The organism is Nocardia sp. NPDC020380, assembly GCF_044386975.1.
Taxonomy (GTDB): Bacteria; Actinomycetota; Actinomycetes; order Mycobacteriales; family Mycobacteriaceae; genus Nocardia.
The window spans coordinates 148,265-165,807 of record NZ_JBIRVQ010000009.1 but is presented as its reverse complement, the minus strand read 5'-3'; the positions used below and the strand labels follow the sequence as shown (position 1 = coordinate 165,807).

The window sequence follows — 17,543 nt, the reverse complement described above, 5'->3', positions numbered from 1 at the left end:
CGGTAATGGTTTTGGCGCACAAGGCTTTCGGTGTCGTCGCGATCCTCGCCGCCGCGGCCGGCGGGTCCGTGGCCGGTGTGGCCGACGCCGAGCCGGGGGCGGATGGACGGCTGTACGGATCGCTGGCGACCGAGAGCATCGGCGGTGTCTGGCGGGTCATGTGGGCGGTGGATCGCGCCGGGTGGGGCGAGTCCGATGATGCCGCATTGCAGCATTGCCGGTTCGGCAGGTGTGTCGTGGTGGCCCGGTTCGTCGATGGATGCGGGTCGGTTGCTCGCCGCGGCAGTCAGTTGCTCGGCGGGGTCGGCGGTACACGCGAGGAGGCCGAGAGCGCCGCGATGAACGCCTTCGCGGCGCCGGATGTGGGGTCGATCAGCGCGGGGAGTCAGAACGTGCTGATAGTGCACACCGAGTGCACCGCTAACGCGGGCTGACGTAGGGGGAAGCGTCTTCGGCTGTGTAGTCGAAGGCATCGGCGAAGAAGTCCTCGTCGATGCCTGGCAGTTGCCATGTGCCGTCGGGGGAGGTCGCAGCCGATTCGACGAGCCGATCGATTTCGTCTACGACGGTGGCGGCGTAGTCGCCGACCGGGCGATAACCCAGGTTCAGGCCGGCGGTGGTGTCGAGGACGATCGGCGGGCCGGCGTTCCAGGGATGGTTGCCGAGGGTGGGGTCGGCGGTCTCGTCGAGGAGGATCTCTGTCCAGGAGTGGTTCAGGTGATCCGCGATTATCGCGGCGATCCGGCGACCGGTGGGGGCGTCCGGGTCGGCGCTGTTGAGGATTCGGGAACCGGGCTGGGCTGCAACGGTTTCCACCAAGGCGGCGAGGTTCGCGGCGGCGGTCGGATGGTCGGCGCCGATACCTCGCGCGGCCAGCAGGATGTGAGGGCGGCGGTCGAGCACGCGTTTGACGAAGTACCACTCGCGGGGAGGACGCGCGCCGCGGCCGTGCACCTTCGAGGCGCGGAGGATGGTGACCGGGGCGCTACTGTCGAGGAGCACGCGTTCGGCGGCTACCTTGTTGGCGCCGTAGCCCTCTCGGGTGTTGTAGTCACCGCTGCCGGGCGCGAGGGTCGGGTTCGTTTCGTGGATCGGGCCCGGAAATCGTGGTGCGGCAGGTGAATTGACGTGGCGGCCCGCATCGTCGACGTAGACGGCTTTGCTGGAGATGACCACTGTCGAGGTTGCGTCCTCAGCGAAGGGCAGCACTTGGCGGGCGTGGTCGGCGGTGAAGCAGAGGCAGTCGACGAGCAGGTCCGCGCCTGCGCCGTAGGCGGCGGCCAAGGCGGCGTCGTCGTGGCGGTCGGCGGCTATGAAGCGTGCACCGGCCTCGGCGAGGTCGGGCGTGAGGCGTTTCGGGTCGCGGGCGACGAGATCTACTGTCCAACCGGCGGTGAGCAGGCGCCGCGCTATCGCGGAGCCGATCGCGCCGGTCCCGCCGAGTACGAGTGCACGAGCCATTTCCACCCCTGACGACCGTCGCAAATGTCGGCGATCATGCTACGTCGCGTGTTCCTCGACGATGAATGATCGTGTGCGAGAGCGGTCGAGGAAGGTGGCTTCGTCCTCGGCGACTCCCGAGCCCGGCGCGTATACGACCGCCAGCCACGCCTTGTAGGACTCGATGTCGGCGAAACTCAACTCGGTGACGACGTCCACGTCGCTGCCCGCGTCTCCGGGCACCACGTAGTTGCGACGGTAGCCTGCCGGGGCCGGCGCCAGGCTCGTGATCAGGGGCACGTGCTGGTGCTCGTAGTGGTCGATCAATTGGTTGCGCGTGGTGCTCGGCTTCTTCACCAGCAGGGCGATGACCTTCAGCATCATTTCCTCGCGGATCAGTAGGTGATGGTCTGGTATTCGGTGTATTGGCCCAGCCCGACCGCGCCGTACTCGCGGCCGATACCGCTGGCCTTGAAACCGCCGAAGGGGCCGTCGAATCCGATTGCGGCACCGTTGATCGTGACCGTGCCGGTGCGGATGCGGCGCGCTACCGCCAGTGCGGCAGCCACATCCGCCGACCACACGCCGCCGGACAAGCCGTATTCGGAGTCGTCGGCGATGCGGATCGCGTCCTCGACGTCGTCGTAGGGGATCACGACCAGGACAGGGCCGAAGATCTCCTCCTGCGCGATACGCATGGAAGGATCGACATCGGCGAAAACCGTTGGCGTGACATAGAAACCGGCCTCCAGTCCGGCCGGGATCTGGGGACCGCCGCACACGAGTCGTGCGCCCTCGCGGATACCGATCTCGATGTAGTCGCGGACGCGCTGTTGCTGATCGAGGCGGATCATCGGGCCGATGAACGTGTCCGGGCTGCGGGGATCGCCGACCTGCAGCGAGCGCACCATCTCCGCCAGTGCGGTCACGACTTCCTCATATCGGCTGCGCGGAGCCAGGATCCGGGTCTGTGCGATGCACGCTTCGCCATTGTTGAGCAGTGATCCGAATTTCAGCCCCGCGATGACGGCGTCGAGATCGGCGTCCGGCAGGATGACCGCGGCCGATTTGCCGCCCAGTTCCAGGCTCACCCGCTTGAGCTGTTCTCCGGCAATGGCAGCGATGCGCCGCCCGGCGCGCGTCGACCCGGTGAAGGCGATCTTGTCCACCTGCGGGTGCGAGATGAGGTATTCGCTGGTTTCGCGGTCCGCGGGCAGCACACTGAGTACGCCTTCGGGCAGCCCGATCCGGTCGAGCAGTTCCGCGAGCAGGCCCATGCTCAGCGAGTTCTCCGGAGAAGTCTTGAGCACCACCGAGTTTCCGGCCAGCAGCGCGGGGATGAGCTTCGAGGTGGCCGCGGAGAAGGGCGAATTCCACGGGATCACCGCCGCCACCACGCCGACCGGTTCGCGGCGCACCACGCTGCGGAGGGTCGCGGCCGGATCGGACGGGGTGAGCGTCTCCTCCCACGCGAATTCCTCGGCGGCCTTCAGATAGGCATTGGCCTGCCGGCTCAGACCGGGCTGACCGGCACGAGTGAACCAGGACGCTGAACCGTTCTCCAGCGTGATGAGCTCGGCGATACGGTCGGCATTCTCCTCGCGCAACTTGTTGAAATGCCGCAGAACGGCGATGCGGTCGGCGGGAGGAGTGTTACGCCATTCACGGTTGTCGAAGGCCGCCCGGGCCGCCGCAAGTGCGCGGTCCACATCCGCGGGCAGCGCCTGCGCGGCCTGGCCGATCACCGACCGGTCATGCGGGGAGTGGATGTCCAGCAGGTGCGGATCACTCGGTGCGGTCCACGAACCGCCGAGGTAGAGCCGGTCAAAGGTGATCATCGGTCGGTCCTCCGAACTCCTGGCGTCAGAATGTCACGCCACTATCTGCCACTCGAATGTAGCACTTATGTAGAGTTAAGACACTAGCCCGTGTCAGTAAATGGCCCATACTCCACACCGCTGGTTATGCTCGCGGGGTGAGAGCAGACGCGGAGCGCAACCTGGAAGCACTCCTCACCACCGCCGCCCGAATGCTCGCCGCCGACCCTGCGGTCAGCATCGCGAGCATCGCCGCCGCGGCCGGTGTCGATCGCCGAACCGTCTACCGGCGCTTCGCCTCCCGCGACGACCTCGAACAAGCCGTCTACACCGCCCGCCTCGACGCGGTGGAAGCAGCCATCGCGGACGCCCGCCTCCGCGAGGCGCCCATCCCCGTCGCACTGCACCGCTACGTGGAGAACGTCATCCTGGTCAATCAGCGATGGCCCGTGGACTTCGACCGCATGCTCGCCGACCCGGCAATGAACACCCGCCGCAACGCATCGATCCGCGAGGTCGACGCCTTCCTGGCCCGCGCCACCGAAGCAGGCTTCCTGCGCACCGGCCTACCCGAAGGCTGGGCAGCCAAGGTGCTACCGCAACTCGTACACGTGGTGGTCCGGCAGATGCCACACCTGGACGCCGCCCGCGGCGCCGATCTCGTCGTCGACACCCTCCTGCACGGCATCGGCACGCCCTGACCGAAGGCGCACCGGCGGTGCCGGGTCGGCGCTGATCCGGCGGCCGAATTCATTACTCGTAGTGAGGTATTGACTCCTTCGTCACGCCTCCCTAATCTTGCTGAGCCGCGACGAGGCACATCGTTCCATATCACGGCACAGATTCGAATCACACGAATGGGGTGATGCCCGCTCGCCCTGACGAGCGGGAGTCTTTGGCACACCACATCAGCCCGGCGCACAGCGAGAACATCAACTTCTTCGGCGCGATCGAAGTCGACATCGAGGCCGAGTTGGCCACACTCGGGCCGACCGGGTACCGGCCGCTGCGCGTGCGCGACACTCTGTTCTGACCGGCAAGCCCCACGCCCGTGCGTCGCATGAGGTTCGGTGCGAGCAAGCGGCCCGCGCGGTGGAAGCTATCGCCGCCGTGCCCCGCCCTCGAGCCGCTCACACGACCCGAGAGTGAACGGGGTTCAGTTCATGTGTTTGTCGAACCATTCGATCAGCTGCTCGGGATGTTCGGGGAAATAGGTGTAGCCATCCCATCGGGCGGTGCTGCCCTCGATCCAGAACAGCTTCTTGTCGCCGGCGGGGATGGCGTCGAAGATCGCTTGCACGTCTTCGGGCCTGGTCAGCACGTCGTCGCGCACCTGGATGATGAAGGTGGGCACCTGGCAATTCTTGGCGTACTCGATCGGCGACACCTGGTCCATCGTGAAGCTGGTGATCAGCTGGAACTCCCGGTCCATGGCGCCGATCTGGTCCGCGATCCCCACGCCCGCGAGGGCTTGCTCGGCCATCACGCGCAGCGAGACCGGTTGCGGGTTGACCATGCAGCGGACGTTGGTGAAGAGTTCGGGGTACCTGGCCATGGCGACGTAGGTGGCGTTGCCGCCCATACAGCGACTGAGCAGGCCAAGCGTCATGTCGCGCAGGTCGGGCCGGGACTTGACGTACTCCAGGGAGCCGGCGACGTCACGGGACTCGAACTGGCCCCAGGTGAAAATGCCGCCATTGGCCTCGGCACTCTGGCCGTGGTTGCGCGCGTCGTAGGTCAGGATGTTGTACCCGGCATCATGAAGGCTCTTGTACTCCGGCATGAAGTTGACCTCGAAGTCGTTGCCGCCGGGGACCATGCTCTTCCAGGGCTCCAGATGCGACGCGAAACCGTAGCGGTTCATCGGCAGTGGATGGTTGGCCACGATCAGCTTGTCCGAACCTGGCGCGGGGATCCACCATGCCTCGAGCGGAGTGCCGTCCAGGGACGGGAACGAGATCTCCTGATATGCCATCCCGTACTCATCCGGCTTGCGCAGGATCGGTCCCCGCACCGGATGAGTGAACATGCCTCCGACCAGGCCCTTGATCATCTCCGAAGTGTCCGCCATGGCAGTAGCTCCTTCGCTTTCCGTTTGATGGAAAATCGTCCGGTACCTGCTGCAGCAATTTCACAGTAACTTTCGGGTGGAGAGGAAGCCACTGATGAAAGGTGTACTGGTAGGGAACCCTTCCGCACAGTGAACGCCTTTAACCTGGGCACTGTGGATCACGCAGCCGAGACCCGGGAGTTCCTGACCTCCCGCCGCGCCAACATCAGCCCACAGCAGGCCGGGCTGCCCGCACTCGGCAACCGCAGGGTGCCGGGACTGCGCCGCGCCGAGGTCGCCCAACTCGCCGGAATCAGCGTCGAGTACTACGCACGACTGGAACGCGGCAACCTGGCCGGAGTATCAGGTCAGGTCCTCGACGCCCTGGCCCGGGCGTTGCGGCTGAGCGAGGACGACCGCGCCCACCTCGACGATCTCGCCCGCATCGCCGGTCCGGGCCGCCGACGACACGCGGCCGCCACGGTGCGGCCGAATGTACAGCGCCTCCTGGACTCCATGGCCTGCCCCACGTTCGTCGTGAACCGCTGCGGTGACGTCCTGGCCAGCAATGTCCTCGGCCGCGCCCTGTACGCCCCCATGATCGAAGCCGCCCGTGGTGCCGTCCCCAACCACGGCCGATTCGTATTCCTCGACCCCCGCTCCCACCAATTCTGGGTCGACTGGGACCGCGCCGCCGACGCCATCGTCGCCCTGCTGCACACCCAAGCCGGCCGCGATCCCTACAACAAGGACCTCACCGACCTCATTGGTGAATTGTCCACCCGCAGTGACGAATTCCGCACCCGCTGGGCCCGTCACGACGTCCTCCGACACCACCAGGGCCCCAAACTCATCCACCACCCCGTCGTCGGCGACCTCCACCTCACCTACGAATCCCTCGACCTGCCCGCCGACGACCTCATCCTCATCGCCTACGGCACCCAGCCGGGCAGCGACTCCGAAGACGCCCTCCGTCTCCTGGCCAGCTGGACCACCGACCACGACCCCCGACCGGCCCACGACCACCGTGCGTGAAGGCTAGCGGACCGCTACGGATACGCGACACCTGTTCTGATCCCGATCCCGGCCAACCAGGCGCGGCGGGGGAACTGTGCGGGTGGGCGGGTTCGGGGAGTGCATGGGCATGAGCGAGATCCTGTGCCAGCGTGGTGATCTCGGCGTGCAGGTCGGTGGCGATGGCCTGGGTGCAGGCGAGTGTGATCTGGTGCTGGCGCTGGATGTGTTCGAGCTGGCGCAGGGTGGCCAGGTCGCGGGCGATGTCGTGCAGCAGTGGGTCGATCCGCTCGAGGACCGCGGTGTCGGGCGGGCCGATCGGCGCGGGTGTGGCGGTCATGGTGTGTCGGCGAGCCGGTCACGTTCGGCGGTGAGCGCGGCGTTGGAGTGCCGTAGTGCGGTGTTGGTGTCCTCGAGGTCGAGGATCCGCGCGATGGCGGCGAGGTTGATCCCTTCGCCGGCCAGCGCGGCGATGCGCGCGAGCCGGGCGAGGTCGTCGTCGCTGTAGCGGCGGGTACCTCCGGTGCTGCGGGCCGGGGTGAGCAGTCCGTGCTGCTCGTACAGGCGCAGCGAATGCGCGCCCATCCCGGCCAGCTCGGCGGCCACCGAGATCCCGTACACCGCTTGCCTCGGGCCCGGCCGGTGATCACCACCCGGGCCGGGCAGGGGGTCGTGTCGATCCAGCATCTGCTCTCTCTTTCTCGATGCCACCAGATTACCTCAGCACGATACTTGCACTCTTCTCGCTAGAGTGCTAAAACAAATCTCAGCCAGATGACAGAGGTTATCTGAAGCCCACCGAGTGAGAATGGAGTGAGTGGAGGTGGCGACCATGTTGATGCGCACCGATCCGTTCCGGGATCTGGATCGCCTGACCCAGCAGGTGTTCGGCACGTCGGCGCGTCCGGCGGTCATGCCGATGGACGCCTGGCGCGAGGGCGACGACTTCTACGTCGAACTCGACCTGCCCGGTATCGACCCCGACTCCCTGGATCTGGATATCGAACGCAACGTGGTGACCGTCAAAGCGTCACGCCCGCAACTGGACCCCGACCGGTCGATGCTCGCCGCCGAACGCACCCGCGGGGTGTTCTCCCGCCAGCTGTTCCTCGGGGAGAACCTCGACACCGACGCCATCCGCGCCGACTACCGCGATGGGGTGTTGCGCCTGGTGATCCCGGTCGCGGAGAAGGCCAAACCCCGCAAGATCGAGATCACCCACCACAACGGCGAACATCAGGCCATCAACGCCTGAGCGCCGACGCCATCACGGGAGCCTGTGATGATCCTCGTGACGAGATGCTCGACCGGTCCCGCACCGAGCGAGACCGCCGAGGAGCTGTCGTGGCTGGATTCACGGCTGCTGGGCTTGGATCCCGATCTCGAGGGACTGTTCGCCGAGATCGACGACATCCTGTGCCGGGCCCGCGACCGCTGGGAGCGCCCGCCGCGCCGCGAACCCCGCACACCCCGGCCACGACCGGGCCGCCGGTGGCCGGCCCCACGGCACCACGGTCACCAGCCTGCCCCGGGGCATGGGCGGGAACGCGCTCCACCCACGGCACACCCGAGCCCGGCTCGACCCGGTATTCGACGACCAGTGAGAGCGAGGTGATGCCTGTCAGACATCGACCAAAAACGCAGATCACACGAAACGTTCTCCTACACAACTGTTCTCGCGACCAAAGGCCGACGACCGTGGCCGGGCCTGCACATCGGCACCAGCGCCTCACGGACACCCCTCGGTCCGGCGCGTGCACAGCCACCGCGAGTGGCATCCCGGCAGCCACGGCACGGGGCCGTCGGCCCACGCGAGAACCTTCACAGGGAAGTCCTGTTCAGATTCCTTCCGTCAACGGGTGAGCCCGGTCAGCTGTGACTTCCGGGCTCACCCGGCCCCTTTCGCTTCATCGACCACGATCGACTCGAGGAGGGCAGAGCAATGAGCAGCACCGCGACCTTCGCCCCGGCGGGCAGCGACTTCGACCGCGCCGAACAGAACCTTCCCGTCGGAGACAGTGACCGCGAGGCCGGACTGGACCCGACCACACTGACACCGCCGACCGAAACCGTGCGCGCCGCGCTCGAGCACGCCGCGATCACCGACCGTATCGACCAAGCCTGGATCACCCCACTGGACTGCGATGACGACGACTACGACCACCACAATGCCGACTGAGTGCCCACACCTCGCCACCTCCCGGGGCGAACCCCACACCCACGACGCGCAGCAGCTGCCGCGCTGGCAGCACGGCCACGTCGCCTGGTTCAACACCGAAAAGGGCTTCGGGTTCCTGACACCCGACACCGGCCCCGCGGTGTTCGTCGACTACCAGGTGATCGAGGTCCCCGGCTTCAAAACCCTCACCGCCGGACAACCGGTGGTGTTCACCGCCACCGACACCGACCGCGGGCCCGAGGCCACCCGCGTCGTGCCCTACATCCGCACCACCAGCGTCGGGCCCCTACCCGCAGCGGGCACCGGTCGGCCGCGCCCACGAACCCGACCCGATCGGCCGTATCGATCCCGCTGCCGTGCGCGCGCCGCATGAGCCCGACACCAGCACCTGACCGAACGAGACGCGACCGCATCACACCTGTTCCCCAGCACAGCCCGAATCCGGTAACCGCCATGACTTCCACACACCCGCCCCAGACCACCGGCCACCCGCGCCCTCGCGCTGCTGGGCGCCGGATACCCGCCGCCGCAACCGATCCCGACGACTCCTCGGTCGTGTACTGGCCCGAGCCCAGCCCCCTGCGCCCGTGGTGGGACACGATCATGGCGCCCGCCATGCGCGCCGATCCGGCAGCACCTCGATCTCCTGACCCCCGTCACCCCCGCGCCCGCCACCCCTACCCACGCCGCACCCGACCCGCCGCAAGCGCAATCACCGCTCACTGACCCAACTTTCGGGCCGCCCGCAACCGGGCGGCCCGAAATGCTTACTGTAGTCGTGGTGTTCCGTAAGCCGATCCACCAACGGAACACCCCACCACGCCGCTTCCGACCCAGCTCACACCTGTTCCGTAGAGGTGTTCCGAGCACTGTCCCGCTCAACCCCCGCTATCCGGAACAATTCCGGGTATGGGTGAACCGTTCCGCGTCGGATACTGCCGTTGCTCCACCGATGAACAAGACGTCGAGATCCAAACCGACCAACTACTCGCGCTCGGCGTTCCACATGAACGGATCTTCATCGACACCGGGTTCTCCGGCACCACCCGCAAAAACCGCACGGGCCTCGACAACGCGCTCGCCGCGGTGACCTCGGCTGCGGCGGCTGTCACCGGACGGCAGGTTGTGCTGACCACGACGAAGTTCGACCGATTCGCCCGCAATATGGCCGAAGCCGGAGAGATCCTGACCGACCTGCGCCAGCGCGATGTCCTGTTCGGGCTCGGCAGCTCCGTCTACGACTGGAACGACCCGTTCGGCAAACTCTTCCTGCAAACCCTGGCCATGGTCGCCGAATTCGAGGCCAACCTGAATCACCTGCGCACCCGCGAAGGCATGGCCAAGGCCCGCGCCAAGGGCCGTCTCAAGGGCAAAGCGCCGAAACTGCCTCTGGCAGCACGCAAAACGATCCACCGCCGCTACCACGACCCCGACAACGACGCCAGCCTGGCCGACCTCGCCGAGGAATACAGCGTCGGCCGCTCCACCATCCACCGCATCATCAGCAGCCCCGCCCCACCCCGCATCTGACGCAAACCAGCGCACGGCCCGAACCGATCACAACCGCATCGTCGCTGGTCCAGCCATATGTGTTGTTTTCCGCGCGATTACTACCGGAACCCCGAAAGACCATGGAGGTCCGTTTGATGAGTGGCGATTCGCCGTGCGCGCATTACGACTGCATCGGAATCGGTGCAGGCCCGGCCAACCTGAGCCTGGCGTCATTGCTGCACGATCATCGGGACATCACGAACCTGTTCCTGGACCAGAAGACCGGCTTCGACTGGCACGACGGGCAACTGGTACCCGGTGCGACACTGCAGGTTTCGATGTTGAAGGACCTGGTCAGCCTGACCGATCCGACCAACGGCTTCTCGTTCCTCTCCTACCTGCACGCGCAGGGGAAGATCTATCACTTCATCAATGCGCAATTCGACGCCGTGCCCCGGCAGGAGTTCCGCAACTACCTGAAATGGGCCGCCGATCGCAACGCCAATGTCGTGTTCGGCGAACAGGTGCTGTCCGTCGACTTCGACCGGGCCTTCACCGTCCGCACCGACAAACGGACCCTGACCGCGAACAACGTCTCGGTGGGCGTCGGCAGCCGGGCCTGGGTGCCCGAGATGGCGCGGCTCGGGGAGCGGCAGTTCCACGCCGGCGACATCATGACGAGGGGCACGCGGCTCGGCGGCCGGCGGGTCTGCGTGATCGGCGGCGGGCAATCCGGTGCGGAAGTGTTCCTGGACCTGATCAACCGGCCGGAGCGCGACCGTCCACGCCGGGTCTCCTGGGTGAGCCGGCGGCCCAACTACTTTCCGATCGACGACTCACCGTTCACCAACGATTTCTTCGGGCCCAGCTATTCGGAGTACTTCTTCACCCTCGATCGCGGTGTGCGCCAGGAGTTCAACGCCCGCCAGCTGCTCGCCAGCGACGGCATCTCCGAGTCCACGCTGCGTGAGATCTACCAGCGCGTGTATCTGCTGCGGTTCGTCGAGGGCGCCCATGACCTGGTCGCGCTCTACCCGAACCGGGAGGTGCGCACGGTCCGGTCCGGCGGCGACGGCGAATGGGAGATCGAGGTGGCGAACAACAATCACCCCGGTGTCGTCCGCCGGCTCGATGCCGATGTCATCGTGTGGGCGACCGGATTCCGCCCGGCGCGCATGGATTTCCTCGATCCCATCGCGCACCGGCTGGAGCGGGAGGGCGAGGAGTTCCGGATCGACCGGAACTTCGCCGTGCGGTGGGACGGTCCCGCGGATCGGCGGATCTTCGTGCAGAACGCGGCCGTGCGGCAGCGTGGCCTGGCCGACCGCAACCTCAGCCTGATCGCCTGGCGCAGTCAGCGGGTGGTGGATCAGCTACGCGGTGAGCGCAGCGACGAGCAACGCGAATCGTTCATCGACTGGTCGACCAAACTCGGCCCCGAGGACGCGGCGCAGGTGGTGTTCGGATGACCGGCGTCGATATCGCGGTGCTCGGCGGCGGCATCATCGGCTGCCTCATCGCGCGCGAACTGGCGTGCCGTGCAGCAGATCTCACCATCACCGTGATCGACCGCGAATCGGTGGGGCGCCGGCGTCGCCGTATACCGGTGGTTGACCGATGCCGGTCACGGCAATCAATTCTGGCTCGGCGCAGCCGCATTGGCGGTCGTGTTTGCCGGGATCACGCTGGCATTGCGCGGGGCGTTTCCCGCCGCCTCCGACCGCCCGCGTTCTACCTGATCTCGGCGACCGGCACGCGGAAGTTCGCGATGCGCGGCAGGATGGCGGGTATGCGCCTTCTGATTCAGCTTCGCCCGGCAGCCGACGTGGTTGCGGCAGTGGCAGATCCCGGGGTCACCGTTCGCTCCTCCGACATCCTCGACCCGGCGGGCGGGTTCGTGCTCGACGACTCGTATGCGCCGATCATGGTGCCCGCGGTCGGGCCTCTGGCCGCGGAGAACGATCGGCCCAGCTACTCCTCGGCGGCGGAGGACGCGTCGGTGCTGGTGCGCGGGGAGATTCCGGACGAGGACATCGTGGCCGGGATCCGGGAGTTGCAGCGGTCCCGGTCGGTCACCGGGGTTTTCGCGGATCCGGTCATCGAGACCAACTTGACCTGCGGCGGGGATCCGGCGGTGGGGACCTGGCAGGACATCGAATCACGGCTGAATGTCGATCAACTCACCGCGGCGGGGCTGACCGGAACGGGCGTGGCGCTCGCCATTGTCGATACCGGGATCAATGCCGCGTTCGTCCGGAAGGTGCGCGGGACGGCGCCGATCATCGATGCCAAGCGCAGCTGGAATCCGGCCGGGGTGACCGGGACGGCGGGGGAGTTCCCGGTGGCGCACGGGTCGATGTGCGCGTTCGACACCATGATCGCCGCACCGCTGGCCTCGCTGCTCGATATTCCGGTGCTGCAGAGCACGCGGCAGGGGAGCACGGTGATGGACGGGCTGCTGTCGGATGCCGTTGCCGCGTATGCGCAGTTGCGGACCGTGCTGTCGGATCAGCCGGAAGCCTCACGGGCGCTGGTCATCAGCAACAGCTGGGGGGCGTTCTCGCCGCAGTGGGATTTCCCGGTGGGGAATCCCGGGAACTACTCCGATAATCCGTCGCATCCGTTCAATGTCATCGTCGGTTCGCTCGAGGCCGCGGGGGCGGACATCATCTTCGCGGCCGGCAACTGCGGGCGGGACTGCCCGGACGAACGCTGCGCTTACACGAGTCAGCCCATCGGCGGCGCGAATTCGTCGCCGAGCGTGCTGTGCATCGGCGGCGTCGACGACACCGGCACCCGGGTCGGATACTCCTCGCAGGGCCCTGGCCGGTTGAGCGCGAACAAGCCCGATATCTGCTCCTACACGCACTTTCTCGGCTCCACGGCTTTCGGCGCGAACGAACCCGATACCGGCACCTCGGCGGCCTGCCCGGTCGCGGCGGGCGTGGTCGCGGCCATCCGCACCCAGTGGTCGGCCACCGCGCTGCCGCCCGCACAGCTGCGAGCCCTGCTGCGCAGCACCGCAACCCGTCGCGGCAGCGCGGACTTCGACAATGATTACGGCTACGGGGTGGTGAACACCGCGGCACTGCTCACGGCCCTGCAGCAGACGGCCACTCGGGCGTAGCGTCGGAGGTATGCCGCTGCTGACGATTCGGCTTCCGCAGCACGCGACCCTCGATGCCGCATTGCAGGTCCTGGGTCTCAGCGTGAGCGATGTCGATACCGCGTTCGGTCTGGTCGCCCTCGATCCCGCGCAGCATCTCTACGCATTACGCGTCACCGATGCTGCCGCGGCGCGCCTGACCGTCGCGGACGATGCGGGGGTCGGCCTGTTCGCCGACCCCCGCATCGAAACCAGCGAGAACCCGAACGGCCCTGCGTAGCAGAGGTATCCGCCGCCCGAATCGGGCCATGCGAATGTTTCCGGCGCGTTACGCTCGAAACGGACCTTTCGGATCCGCTGCGCATTCGATGTCGGGAGAACCCGCTCATGACTGTCACCGAAGACAAACCCATCATCGCCCCTCCGGCCGCCGACGCCGCCCCGCTCGGCCTCGCCGCCTTCGGGCTCACCACCTTCCTGCTCTCCGCCAAGAACGCCAACTGGACACAGGGCACCGACGCCTGGCTCGGTTACGCCTATGCCTACGGTGGCCTGGGCCAGCTGCTGGCCGGCATGTGGGAGTTCCGCAACCGCAATGTTTTCGCCGCCACCGCCTTCTCCACCTACGGCTGCTTCTGGATCGGCCTCGGCCTCTACATCCAGCTCGCCGCCCCGCACGCGACCTCGGCCGCCCAGACCCACAACGACCTGGCCTGGATCCTGCTGGCCTTCGCCATCTTCAACACCTACATGATGTTCTTCGCCACCCAGGTCAATGCCGCGGTCTTCGCAGTGTTCCTAACCCTGGAAGCGACCGAGATCCTCCTGTTCGCAGGCAATTTCGCCGCCGGCAATGCCGCCACCCCCACCACCCTCATCAAAATCGGCGGCTACGTCGGCGTCGTGACCGCTGCCGCAGCCTTCTACGCCTCCGCGGCTGGCGTGATCAACGGCCAGCACGGCCGCCAGATCCTGCCCGTCGGTTCCCCGTTCTTCCAGCGGGCACTGGCGTAGGGACGGAACATGCTGCGCCGCTTGCCCGGTCGTCGGGCCGGGTGACTCACAGTCGCTCCGGTGCCGCAATCCCGAGCAGCCCCAGGCCGTGCGCGAGAGTGCGAACGGCCAAGCTGCACAATGCGATCCGGTTCTCGCGGATGGCATCGGGAGCGGCGAGGACCGGGCAGGCATCGTAGAAGCCGGTGCGGGTTTTGAACGGCGTGCCGTCCGGACCGGTCACCTCCCCGGATTCCACGACCACCTCGCCGGCGCTCTACACGGCCACGGCTTTCCGAGAAGCTCTGTGGTCGTCTCGGCCAGCATCGGGTTGTAGAACGATTCACCGGCATAGTCGCCGGGAGACAGCAGCCCCAGTCGCCGAGGTGGTTGGCGCGCACCACATCCGCTGCCCGTGTGCGGATTCGCCCACACCGAGCCGCGGATCACGCACCCGCGCGGCGAGCTGCGTCCAGAGGGACGCGTCGGTGACGGCGATATTGAGGAAACCGGGACCCGACGCCTGCACTTCCGCGATCAGCGCATCGTCGCCGACTTCGGCCGCGAGTTCAGCGGCCAGCCGTCCGGGTACCTCACCGATTCGATCGGCGCACCACCGGGTCCGCTCCCGCGAGTTGCGGGCGGGCTCGCACGATCGCCGCCGATACCGCGGTAGCGACCTGCTCGAGCAGCGGAACGACGGTGGCAGCACTCACCTGGTGGTCCTTTCGACGAGATACGAGGATCGACCACCTCAGTATCTCCAGGCCCGCCAGGCATTTTCTGTCACAGCACCTGGGACAGGAACTGGCGCAGGCGCGGCGTCTCCGCATTGTCGAAAAGCTGTTCCGGGGCACCCGATTCCACGACCTGGCCGCGGTCCATGAAGACGAGGCGGTCGGAGACCGAACGGGCGAAGGCCATTTCGTGGGTTACGACGATCATGGTCATGCCGGCGGTGGCGAGATCGGCCATCAGTGACAGCACGCCCTTGACCAGTTCGGGGTCCAGGGCCGAGGTGACCTCGTCGAAGAGCATCAGTTTGGGTTTCATGGCCAGGGCTCGCGCGATGGCGACGCGTTGCTGCTGACCGCCGGAGAGGTTCGCGGGGCGTGCGTCGGCTCTCCCTGCCAGGCCGACGATTTCGAGTTGTTCGGCCGCCCGGGCGCGGGCCGCCTCCTTCGACAGGCCCTGCAGCTTGCGCGGGCCCAGCGCGACGTTGTCGGCAATGGTCATGTGCGGGAACAGGTTGAATTGCTGGAAGACCATGCCGATGCGCTGGCGGAGGCGGTCGGGGTTCTCGGACAGGACCGACCTGCCGTCGATCAGGACGTCGCCGGAATCGGGTTCGTACAAACGGTTCAGGACCCGGAGCAGGGTGGACTTGCCGGAGCCGGAGGGGCCGATCACGGTGGTGGTTTTGCCCGCGTCGACCTGGATGTCGACGCCTTGCAGGACGTGGTTGTTACCGAGGGTGAGATGCAGGGCCGAGCCGGTGAGGGAGGCGCTGTCGGGGCGGTCCGCGGGGTCGGGCGGCTGCGGGGTGGGAGTGGTCATGCTCCGCGACCTTCCGTGATGGCGGCCTGTTCGACCGGGGCGGTGGGATCCTCGGCGCGGCCGGTGCGCAGGCGGCCGTCGATGTAGTTCACGAGATGGGTCAGGGGGACGGTCAGCAGCAGATATACGAGACCGGCCGCTACCAGCGGGGAGAGATTTCCGGTTTCCGCATTGAGATCACGGCCGACAGCGAACAGTTCGCGCTGCGTGGCCAGCAAGCCGAGGAAGTAGATCAGTGAGGAGTCCTTGATGAGGGCGATGAACTGATTCATCAAGGCGGGCAGGACTCTTCGCACACCTTGCGGGATCACGACCAGGGTCATGGATTGGCGGTAGCCGAAACCGATCGCGCGGGCGGCCTCCATCTGACCGGACTCGACCGATTGGATACCGGACCGGAAGATCTCGCCGATATAGGCGGCGGCCAGCAGGGCGAGTGCTACCGCGCCGAGCCAGTAGGGGTTGTTCCCGGTGACGTTCTTGACGATGGGGCCGAAACCCAGGCCGATGATCAGGATGGTGACCACGGCGGGCAGGCCGCGGAAGACATCGGTGTAAACCCTTGCGGGCCAGCGTAACCAGCGCGTTCGCGAGATCCCGGCGACCGCGAGCAGCATGCCGAGGATGGTGCCGAGCACGCCCGAGACCGCCGCCAGGATCAAGGTGTTCGGCAGGCCGGTCTCGAACAGGTCCGGGAACGCCTTGCGGTACAGCGACCAGTCGAGGAAGGTGTCCTTCAGCTGCGCCAGCGTCGACTTCGGCGGGGGCGGAGCGGTTTTGGCGGCGGCGTGCTCGGCGGCGATCTTCGCGAAATCGGGCACGACCGGCATGGGTGCGGTCTTCGAGCCCGGCTTCCAGCCCGGCGGAAACGGGCGCGGCTCCCACTGGGCGTAGATGCGGGCGTAAGTGCCGTCGGCGATGATCGCGTCCAACCCGGAATTGAGTGCATCGGTCAAGGGCTGATCACCCTTGCGCACCGCGAATCCGACATAGTTCTGCAGGCTGAAGGTGTTCTGCACGACCGAGGCCGGATCACCGGGCTTGATCGCACCCGCCGCCTGCCCCGACGGCGCCACCCAGGCATCGAGCTGCCCGGTCTTCAGATTCGCGTAGGCAGTGTTGAAGTCGGGAAACGTCACCGGATCCAGGTGCAGCGTGCCGACCACGTACTCCTCCTGCACGGTGCCCTGCACGACGCCGATGCGCAGGCCCTTGTGCAGATCCGTGAACGCCTTCAGCGCGCTGCCGCTCGGCACGACCAGCGAGAAGTAGCCGAAGTCGTAGCCGTTGGTGAAGTCGACGAGTTGCCGGCGCGCGTCGGTGGAGGTGATGCTGGCGGCACCGACATCGAAGCGCCGGTTCGCCACCTGCGCCAGCAGGCCCGCGAACTCGGTCCCCGAGAACTGCACCCGCAGACCCAGTTTCGCCGCGATCGCCTTCAGCAGCTCATTGTCGATCCCGGTGTAGGTGCCTTGGGAATTCACGCACACGCTCGGCGGCGCATCCGACAGCGTGCCGACGCTCAGCGTGCCCGGCGTGATCAGGTCGAGTTTCTTCACATCGATCTGACTCAGCGGCAGCGTGGTCGCCGTCGTATATCGATCGACGCCCGCGGTCGGCCCCGCGGCCAGGTTCGGTGGCGCCGCCGAAGCGAAACTCACCCCGGGCGGCGAGCACAGATCCCGGTTGGCGGACGAATTACTACTGCTGGAACAGGCGGTCGCGAGCAGTATCGCGGCGATCGAGAATATCGCGAACACCGCACGCGATCGCGATCCGGGCAAACGAGCCATACTCGAAAACCATAGCGCCGCAATGCTCCCGCCGATGCCGATCAGCGGTCTTCTTCTGCCGAACCCGGACAGCCGGGCCACGGGCACGCGGCTACGACGCGAC

General features: G+C 66.9%; 23 protein-coding genes. 12 read left to right on the top strand and 11 right to left on the bottom strand.

The genetic code is table 11. The annotated features are described in order from the left end of the window. Positions 1 to 5: 5 nt before the first annotated feature. Entirely contained in the window at positions 6 to 434 is a 429-nt protein-coding gene (locus ACH438_RS25705) for a DUF4189 domain-containing protein (RefSeq protein ID WP_397009475.1), read from the top strand. Here ACH438_RS25705 and ACH438_RS25700 read toward each other — a convergent pair. Genes ACH438_RS25700 through ACH438_RS25690 form a run of 3 tightly spaced genes read right to left on the bottom strand, consistent with a single transcriptional unit; the run spans position 421 to position 3,278 of the window. Then, positions 421 to 1,461 carry an NAD-dependent epimerase/dehydratase family protein gene (locus tag ACH438_RS25700; protein WP_397009473.1) on the bottom strand — a complete coding sequence of 347 codons (1,041 nt, stop codon included), beginning with the start codon at positions 1,459 to 1,461 and terminating at the stop codon, positions 421 to 423. The two genes, ACH438_RS25705 and ACH438_RS25700, sit on opposite strands and share 14 nt — an antisense overlap. Before the next feature lie 39 nt (positions 1,462 to 1,500). After that, positions 1,501 to 1,824: an EthD domain-containing protein gene (locus tag ACH438_RS25695; RefSeq protein ID WP_397009471.1), complete on the bottom strand. Its 324-nt coding sequence runs from the start codon at positions 1,822 to 1,824 to the stop codon at positions 1,501 to 1,503. An 11-nt stretch (positions 1,825 to 1,835) separates the two neighbouring features. Beyond that, positions 1,836 to 3,278, bottom strand: coding sequence for an aldehyde dehydrogenase (locus ACH438_RS25690; protein ID WP_397009468.1), 1,443 nt, complete (start codon positions 3,276 to 3,278; stop codon positions 1,836 to 1,838). A 137-nt stretch (positions 3,279 to 3,415) separates the two neighbouring features. On the opposite strand from ACH438_RS25690, the gene ACH438_RS25685 reads away from it, so the two are divergent. Together ACH438_RS25685 and ACH438_RS25680 are read left to right on the top strand one after the other, a co-directional pair. Further along, the gene (locus ACH438_RS25685; RefSeq protein ID WP_397009466.1) at positions 3,416 to 3,958 is read left to right on the top strand and encodes a TetR/AcrR family transcriptional regulator; all 543 of its coding nucleotides are present in this window, start codon (positions 3,416 to 3,418) and stop codon (positions 3,956 to 3,958) included. Positions 3,959 to 4,122: 164 nt separating this feature from the next. After that, complete coding sequence (locus ACH438_RS25680) at positions 4,123 to 4,290, top strand: hypothetical protein (RefSeq protein WP_397010006.1); 168 nt, start codon at positions 4,123 to 4,125, stop codon at positions 4,288 to 4,290. Positions 4,291 to 4,413: 123 nt separating this feature from the next. On the opposite strand, the gene ACH438_RS25675 is transcribed toward ACH438_RS25680, so the two are convergent. Further along, positions 4,414 to 5,328, bottom strand: a complete 915-nt coding sequence (locus ACH438_RS25675; RefSeq protein WP_397009464.1) for an alpha/beta hydrolase family protein — start codon at positions 5,326 to 5,328, stop codon at positions 4,414 to 4,416. Between the two features lie 153 nt (positions 5,329 to 5,481). Between ACH438_RS25675 and ACH438_RS25670 the strand changes: the two genes are divergently transcribed. Beyond that, the gene (locus ACH438_RS25670; RefSeq protein WP_397009462.1) at positions 5,482 to 6,342 is read left to right on the top strand and encodes a helix-turn-helix domain-containing protein; all 861 of its coding nucleotides are present in this window, start codon (positions 5,482 to 5,484) and stop codon (positions 6,340 to 6,342) included. Between the two features lie 315 nt (positions 6,343 to 6,657). On the opposite strand, the gene ACH438_RS25665 is transcribed toward ACH438_RS25670, so the two are convergent. After that, entirely contained in the window at positions 6,658 to 7,008 is a 351-nt protein-coding gene (locus ACH438_RS25665) for a MerR family transcriptional regulator (protein WP_397009460.1), read from the bottom strand. Positions 7,009 to 7,153: 145 nt separating this feature from the next. Here ACH438_RS25665 and ACH438_RS25660 point away from each other — a divergent pair, with 145 nt between their 5' ends. Next, positions 7,154 to 7,576 carry an Hsp20/alpha crystallin family protein gene (locus tag ACH438_RS25660; RefSeq protein WP_379261061.1) on the top strand — a complete coding sequence of 141 codons (423 nt, stop codon included), beginning with the start codon at positions 7,154 to 7,156 and terminating at the stop codon, positions 7,574 to 7,576. Positions 7,577 to 7,675: 99 nt separating this feature from the next. Here the strand turns inward: ACH438_RS25660 and ACH438_RS25655 are convergent, their stop codons facing one another. Next, positions 7,676 to 7,858: a hypothetical protein gene (locus tag ACH438_RS25655; RefSeq protein ID WP_397009457.1), complete on the bottom strand. Its 183-nt coding sequence runs from the start codon at positions 7,856 to 7,858 to the stop codon at positions 7,676 to 7,678. Between the two features lie 405 nt (positions 7,859 to 8,263). Here ACH438_RS25655 and ACH438_RS25650 point away from each other — a divergent pair, with 405 nt between their 5' ends. The 7 genes from ACH438_RS25650 to ACH438_RS25620 all read left to right on the top strand — a co-directional run bounded on the left by ACH438_RS25650 (position 8,264) and on the right by ACH438_RS25620 (position 14,111). After that, positions 8,264 to 8,500: a hypothetical protein gene (locus tag ACH438_RS25650; protein ID WP_397009455.1), complete on the top strand. Its 237-nt coding sequence runs from the start codon at positions 8,264 to 8,266 to the stop codon at positions 8,498 to 8,500. Next, on the top strand, positions 8,490 to 8,873 hold the full coding sequence (locus ACH438_RS25645) for a cold shock domain-containing protein (protein ID WP_397009452.1): 384 nt from the start codon (positions 8,490 to 8,492) through the stop codon (positions 8,871 to 8,873). The genes ACH438_RS25650 and ACH438_RS25645 overlap by 11 nt, the downstream gene beginning before the upstream one ends. Before the next feature lie 536 nt (positions 8,874 to 9,409). Beyond that, positions 9,410 to 10,030, top strand: a complete 621-nt coding sequence (locus tag ACH438_RS25640; protein ID WP_397009450.1) for a recombinase family protein — start codon at positions 9,410 to 9,412, stop codon at positions 10,028 to 10,030. Positions 10,031 to 10,146: 116 nt separating this feature from the next. Next, positions 10,147 to 11,460 carry a lysine N(6)-hydroxylase/L-ornithine N(5)-oxygenase family protein gene (locus tag ACH438_RS25635; RefSeq protein ID WP_397009448.1) on the top strand — a complete coding sequence of 438 codons (1,314 nt, stop codon included), beginning with the start codon at positions 10,147 to 10,149 and terminating at the stop codon, positions 11,458 to 11,460. Between the two features lie 368 nt (positions 11,461 to 11,828). Beyond that, positions 11,829 to 13,118, top strand: a complete 1,290-nt coding sequence (locus ACH438_RS25630) for a S8 family peptidase (protein ID WP_397009446.1) — start codon at positions 11,829 to 11,831, stop codon at positions 13,116 to 13,118. Positions 13,119 to 13,128: 10 nt separating this feature from the next. Continuing rightward, the gene (locus ACH438_RS25625) at positions 13,129 to 13,377 is read left to right on the top strand and encodes a hypothetical protein (RefSeq protein ID WP_397009444.1); all 249 of its coding nucleotides are present in this window, start codon (positions 13,129 to 13,131) and stop codon (positions 13,375 to 13,377) included. Positions 13,378 to 13,484: 107 nt separating this feature from the next. Beyond that, positions 13,485 to 14,111 (top strand): acetate uptake transporter, encoded by a 627-nt coding sequence (locus tag ACH438_RS25620; protein ID WP_397009442.1) that lies wholly within the window; start codon positions 13,485 to 13,487, stop codon positions 14,109 to 14,111. Between the two features lie 46 nt (positions 14,112 to 14,157). Here ACH438_RS25620 and ACH438_RS25615 read toward each other — a convergent pair whose 3' ends face one another. The 5 genes from ACH438_RS25615 to ACH438_RS25595 all read right to left on the bottom strand — a co-directional run bounded on the left by ACH438_RS25615 (position 14,158) and on the right by ACH438_RS25595 (position 17,440). Next, positions 14,158 to 14,349 carry a DALR anticodon-binding domain-containing protein gene (locus tag ACH438_RS25615; RefSeq protein ID WP_397009440.1) on the bottom strand — a complete coding sequence of 64 codons (192 nt, stop codon included), beginning with the start codon at positions 14,347 to 14,349 and terminating at the stop codon, positions 14,158 to 14,160. Between the two features lie 84 nt (positions 14,350 to 14,433). Beyond that, positions 14,434 to 14,670: a hypothetical protein gene (locus tag ACH438_RS25610; protein ID WP_397009985.1), complete on the bottom strand. Its 237-nt coding sequence runs from the start codon at positions 14,668 to 14,670 to the stop codon at positions 14,434 to 14,436. 13 nt (positions 14,671 to 14,683) lie between these two features. Then, positions 14,684 to 14,806 carry a hypothetical protein gene (locus ACH438_RS25605; protein ID WP_397010004.1) on the bottom strand — a complete coding sequence of 41 codons (123 nt, stop codon included), beginning with the start codon at positions 14,804 to 14,806 and terminating at the stop codon, positions 14,684 to 14,686. Positions 14,807 to 14,876: 70 nt separating this feature from the next. Further along, positions 14,877 to 15,647: an amino acid ABC transporter ATP-binding protein gene (locus ACH438_RS25600; protein ID WP_397009438.1), complete on the bottom strand. Its 771-nt coding sequence runs from the start codon at positions 15,645 to 15,647 to the stop codon at positions 14,877 to 14,879. Continuing rightward, positions 15,644 to 17,440 carry an ABC transporter substrate-binding protein/permease gene (locus ACH438_RS25595; protein WP_397009436.1) on the bottom strand — a complete coding sequence of 599 codons (1,797 nt, stop codon included), beginning with the start codon at positions 17,438 to 17,440 and terminating at the stop codon, positions 15,644 to 15,646. Before ACH438_RS25595 ends, ACH438_RS25600 begins: the two co-directional genes overlap by 4 nt. Between the last annotated feature and the right edge of the window lie 103 nt (positions 17,441 to 17,543).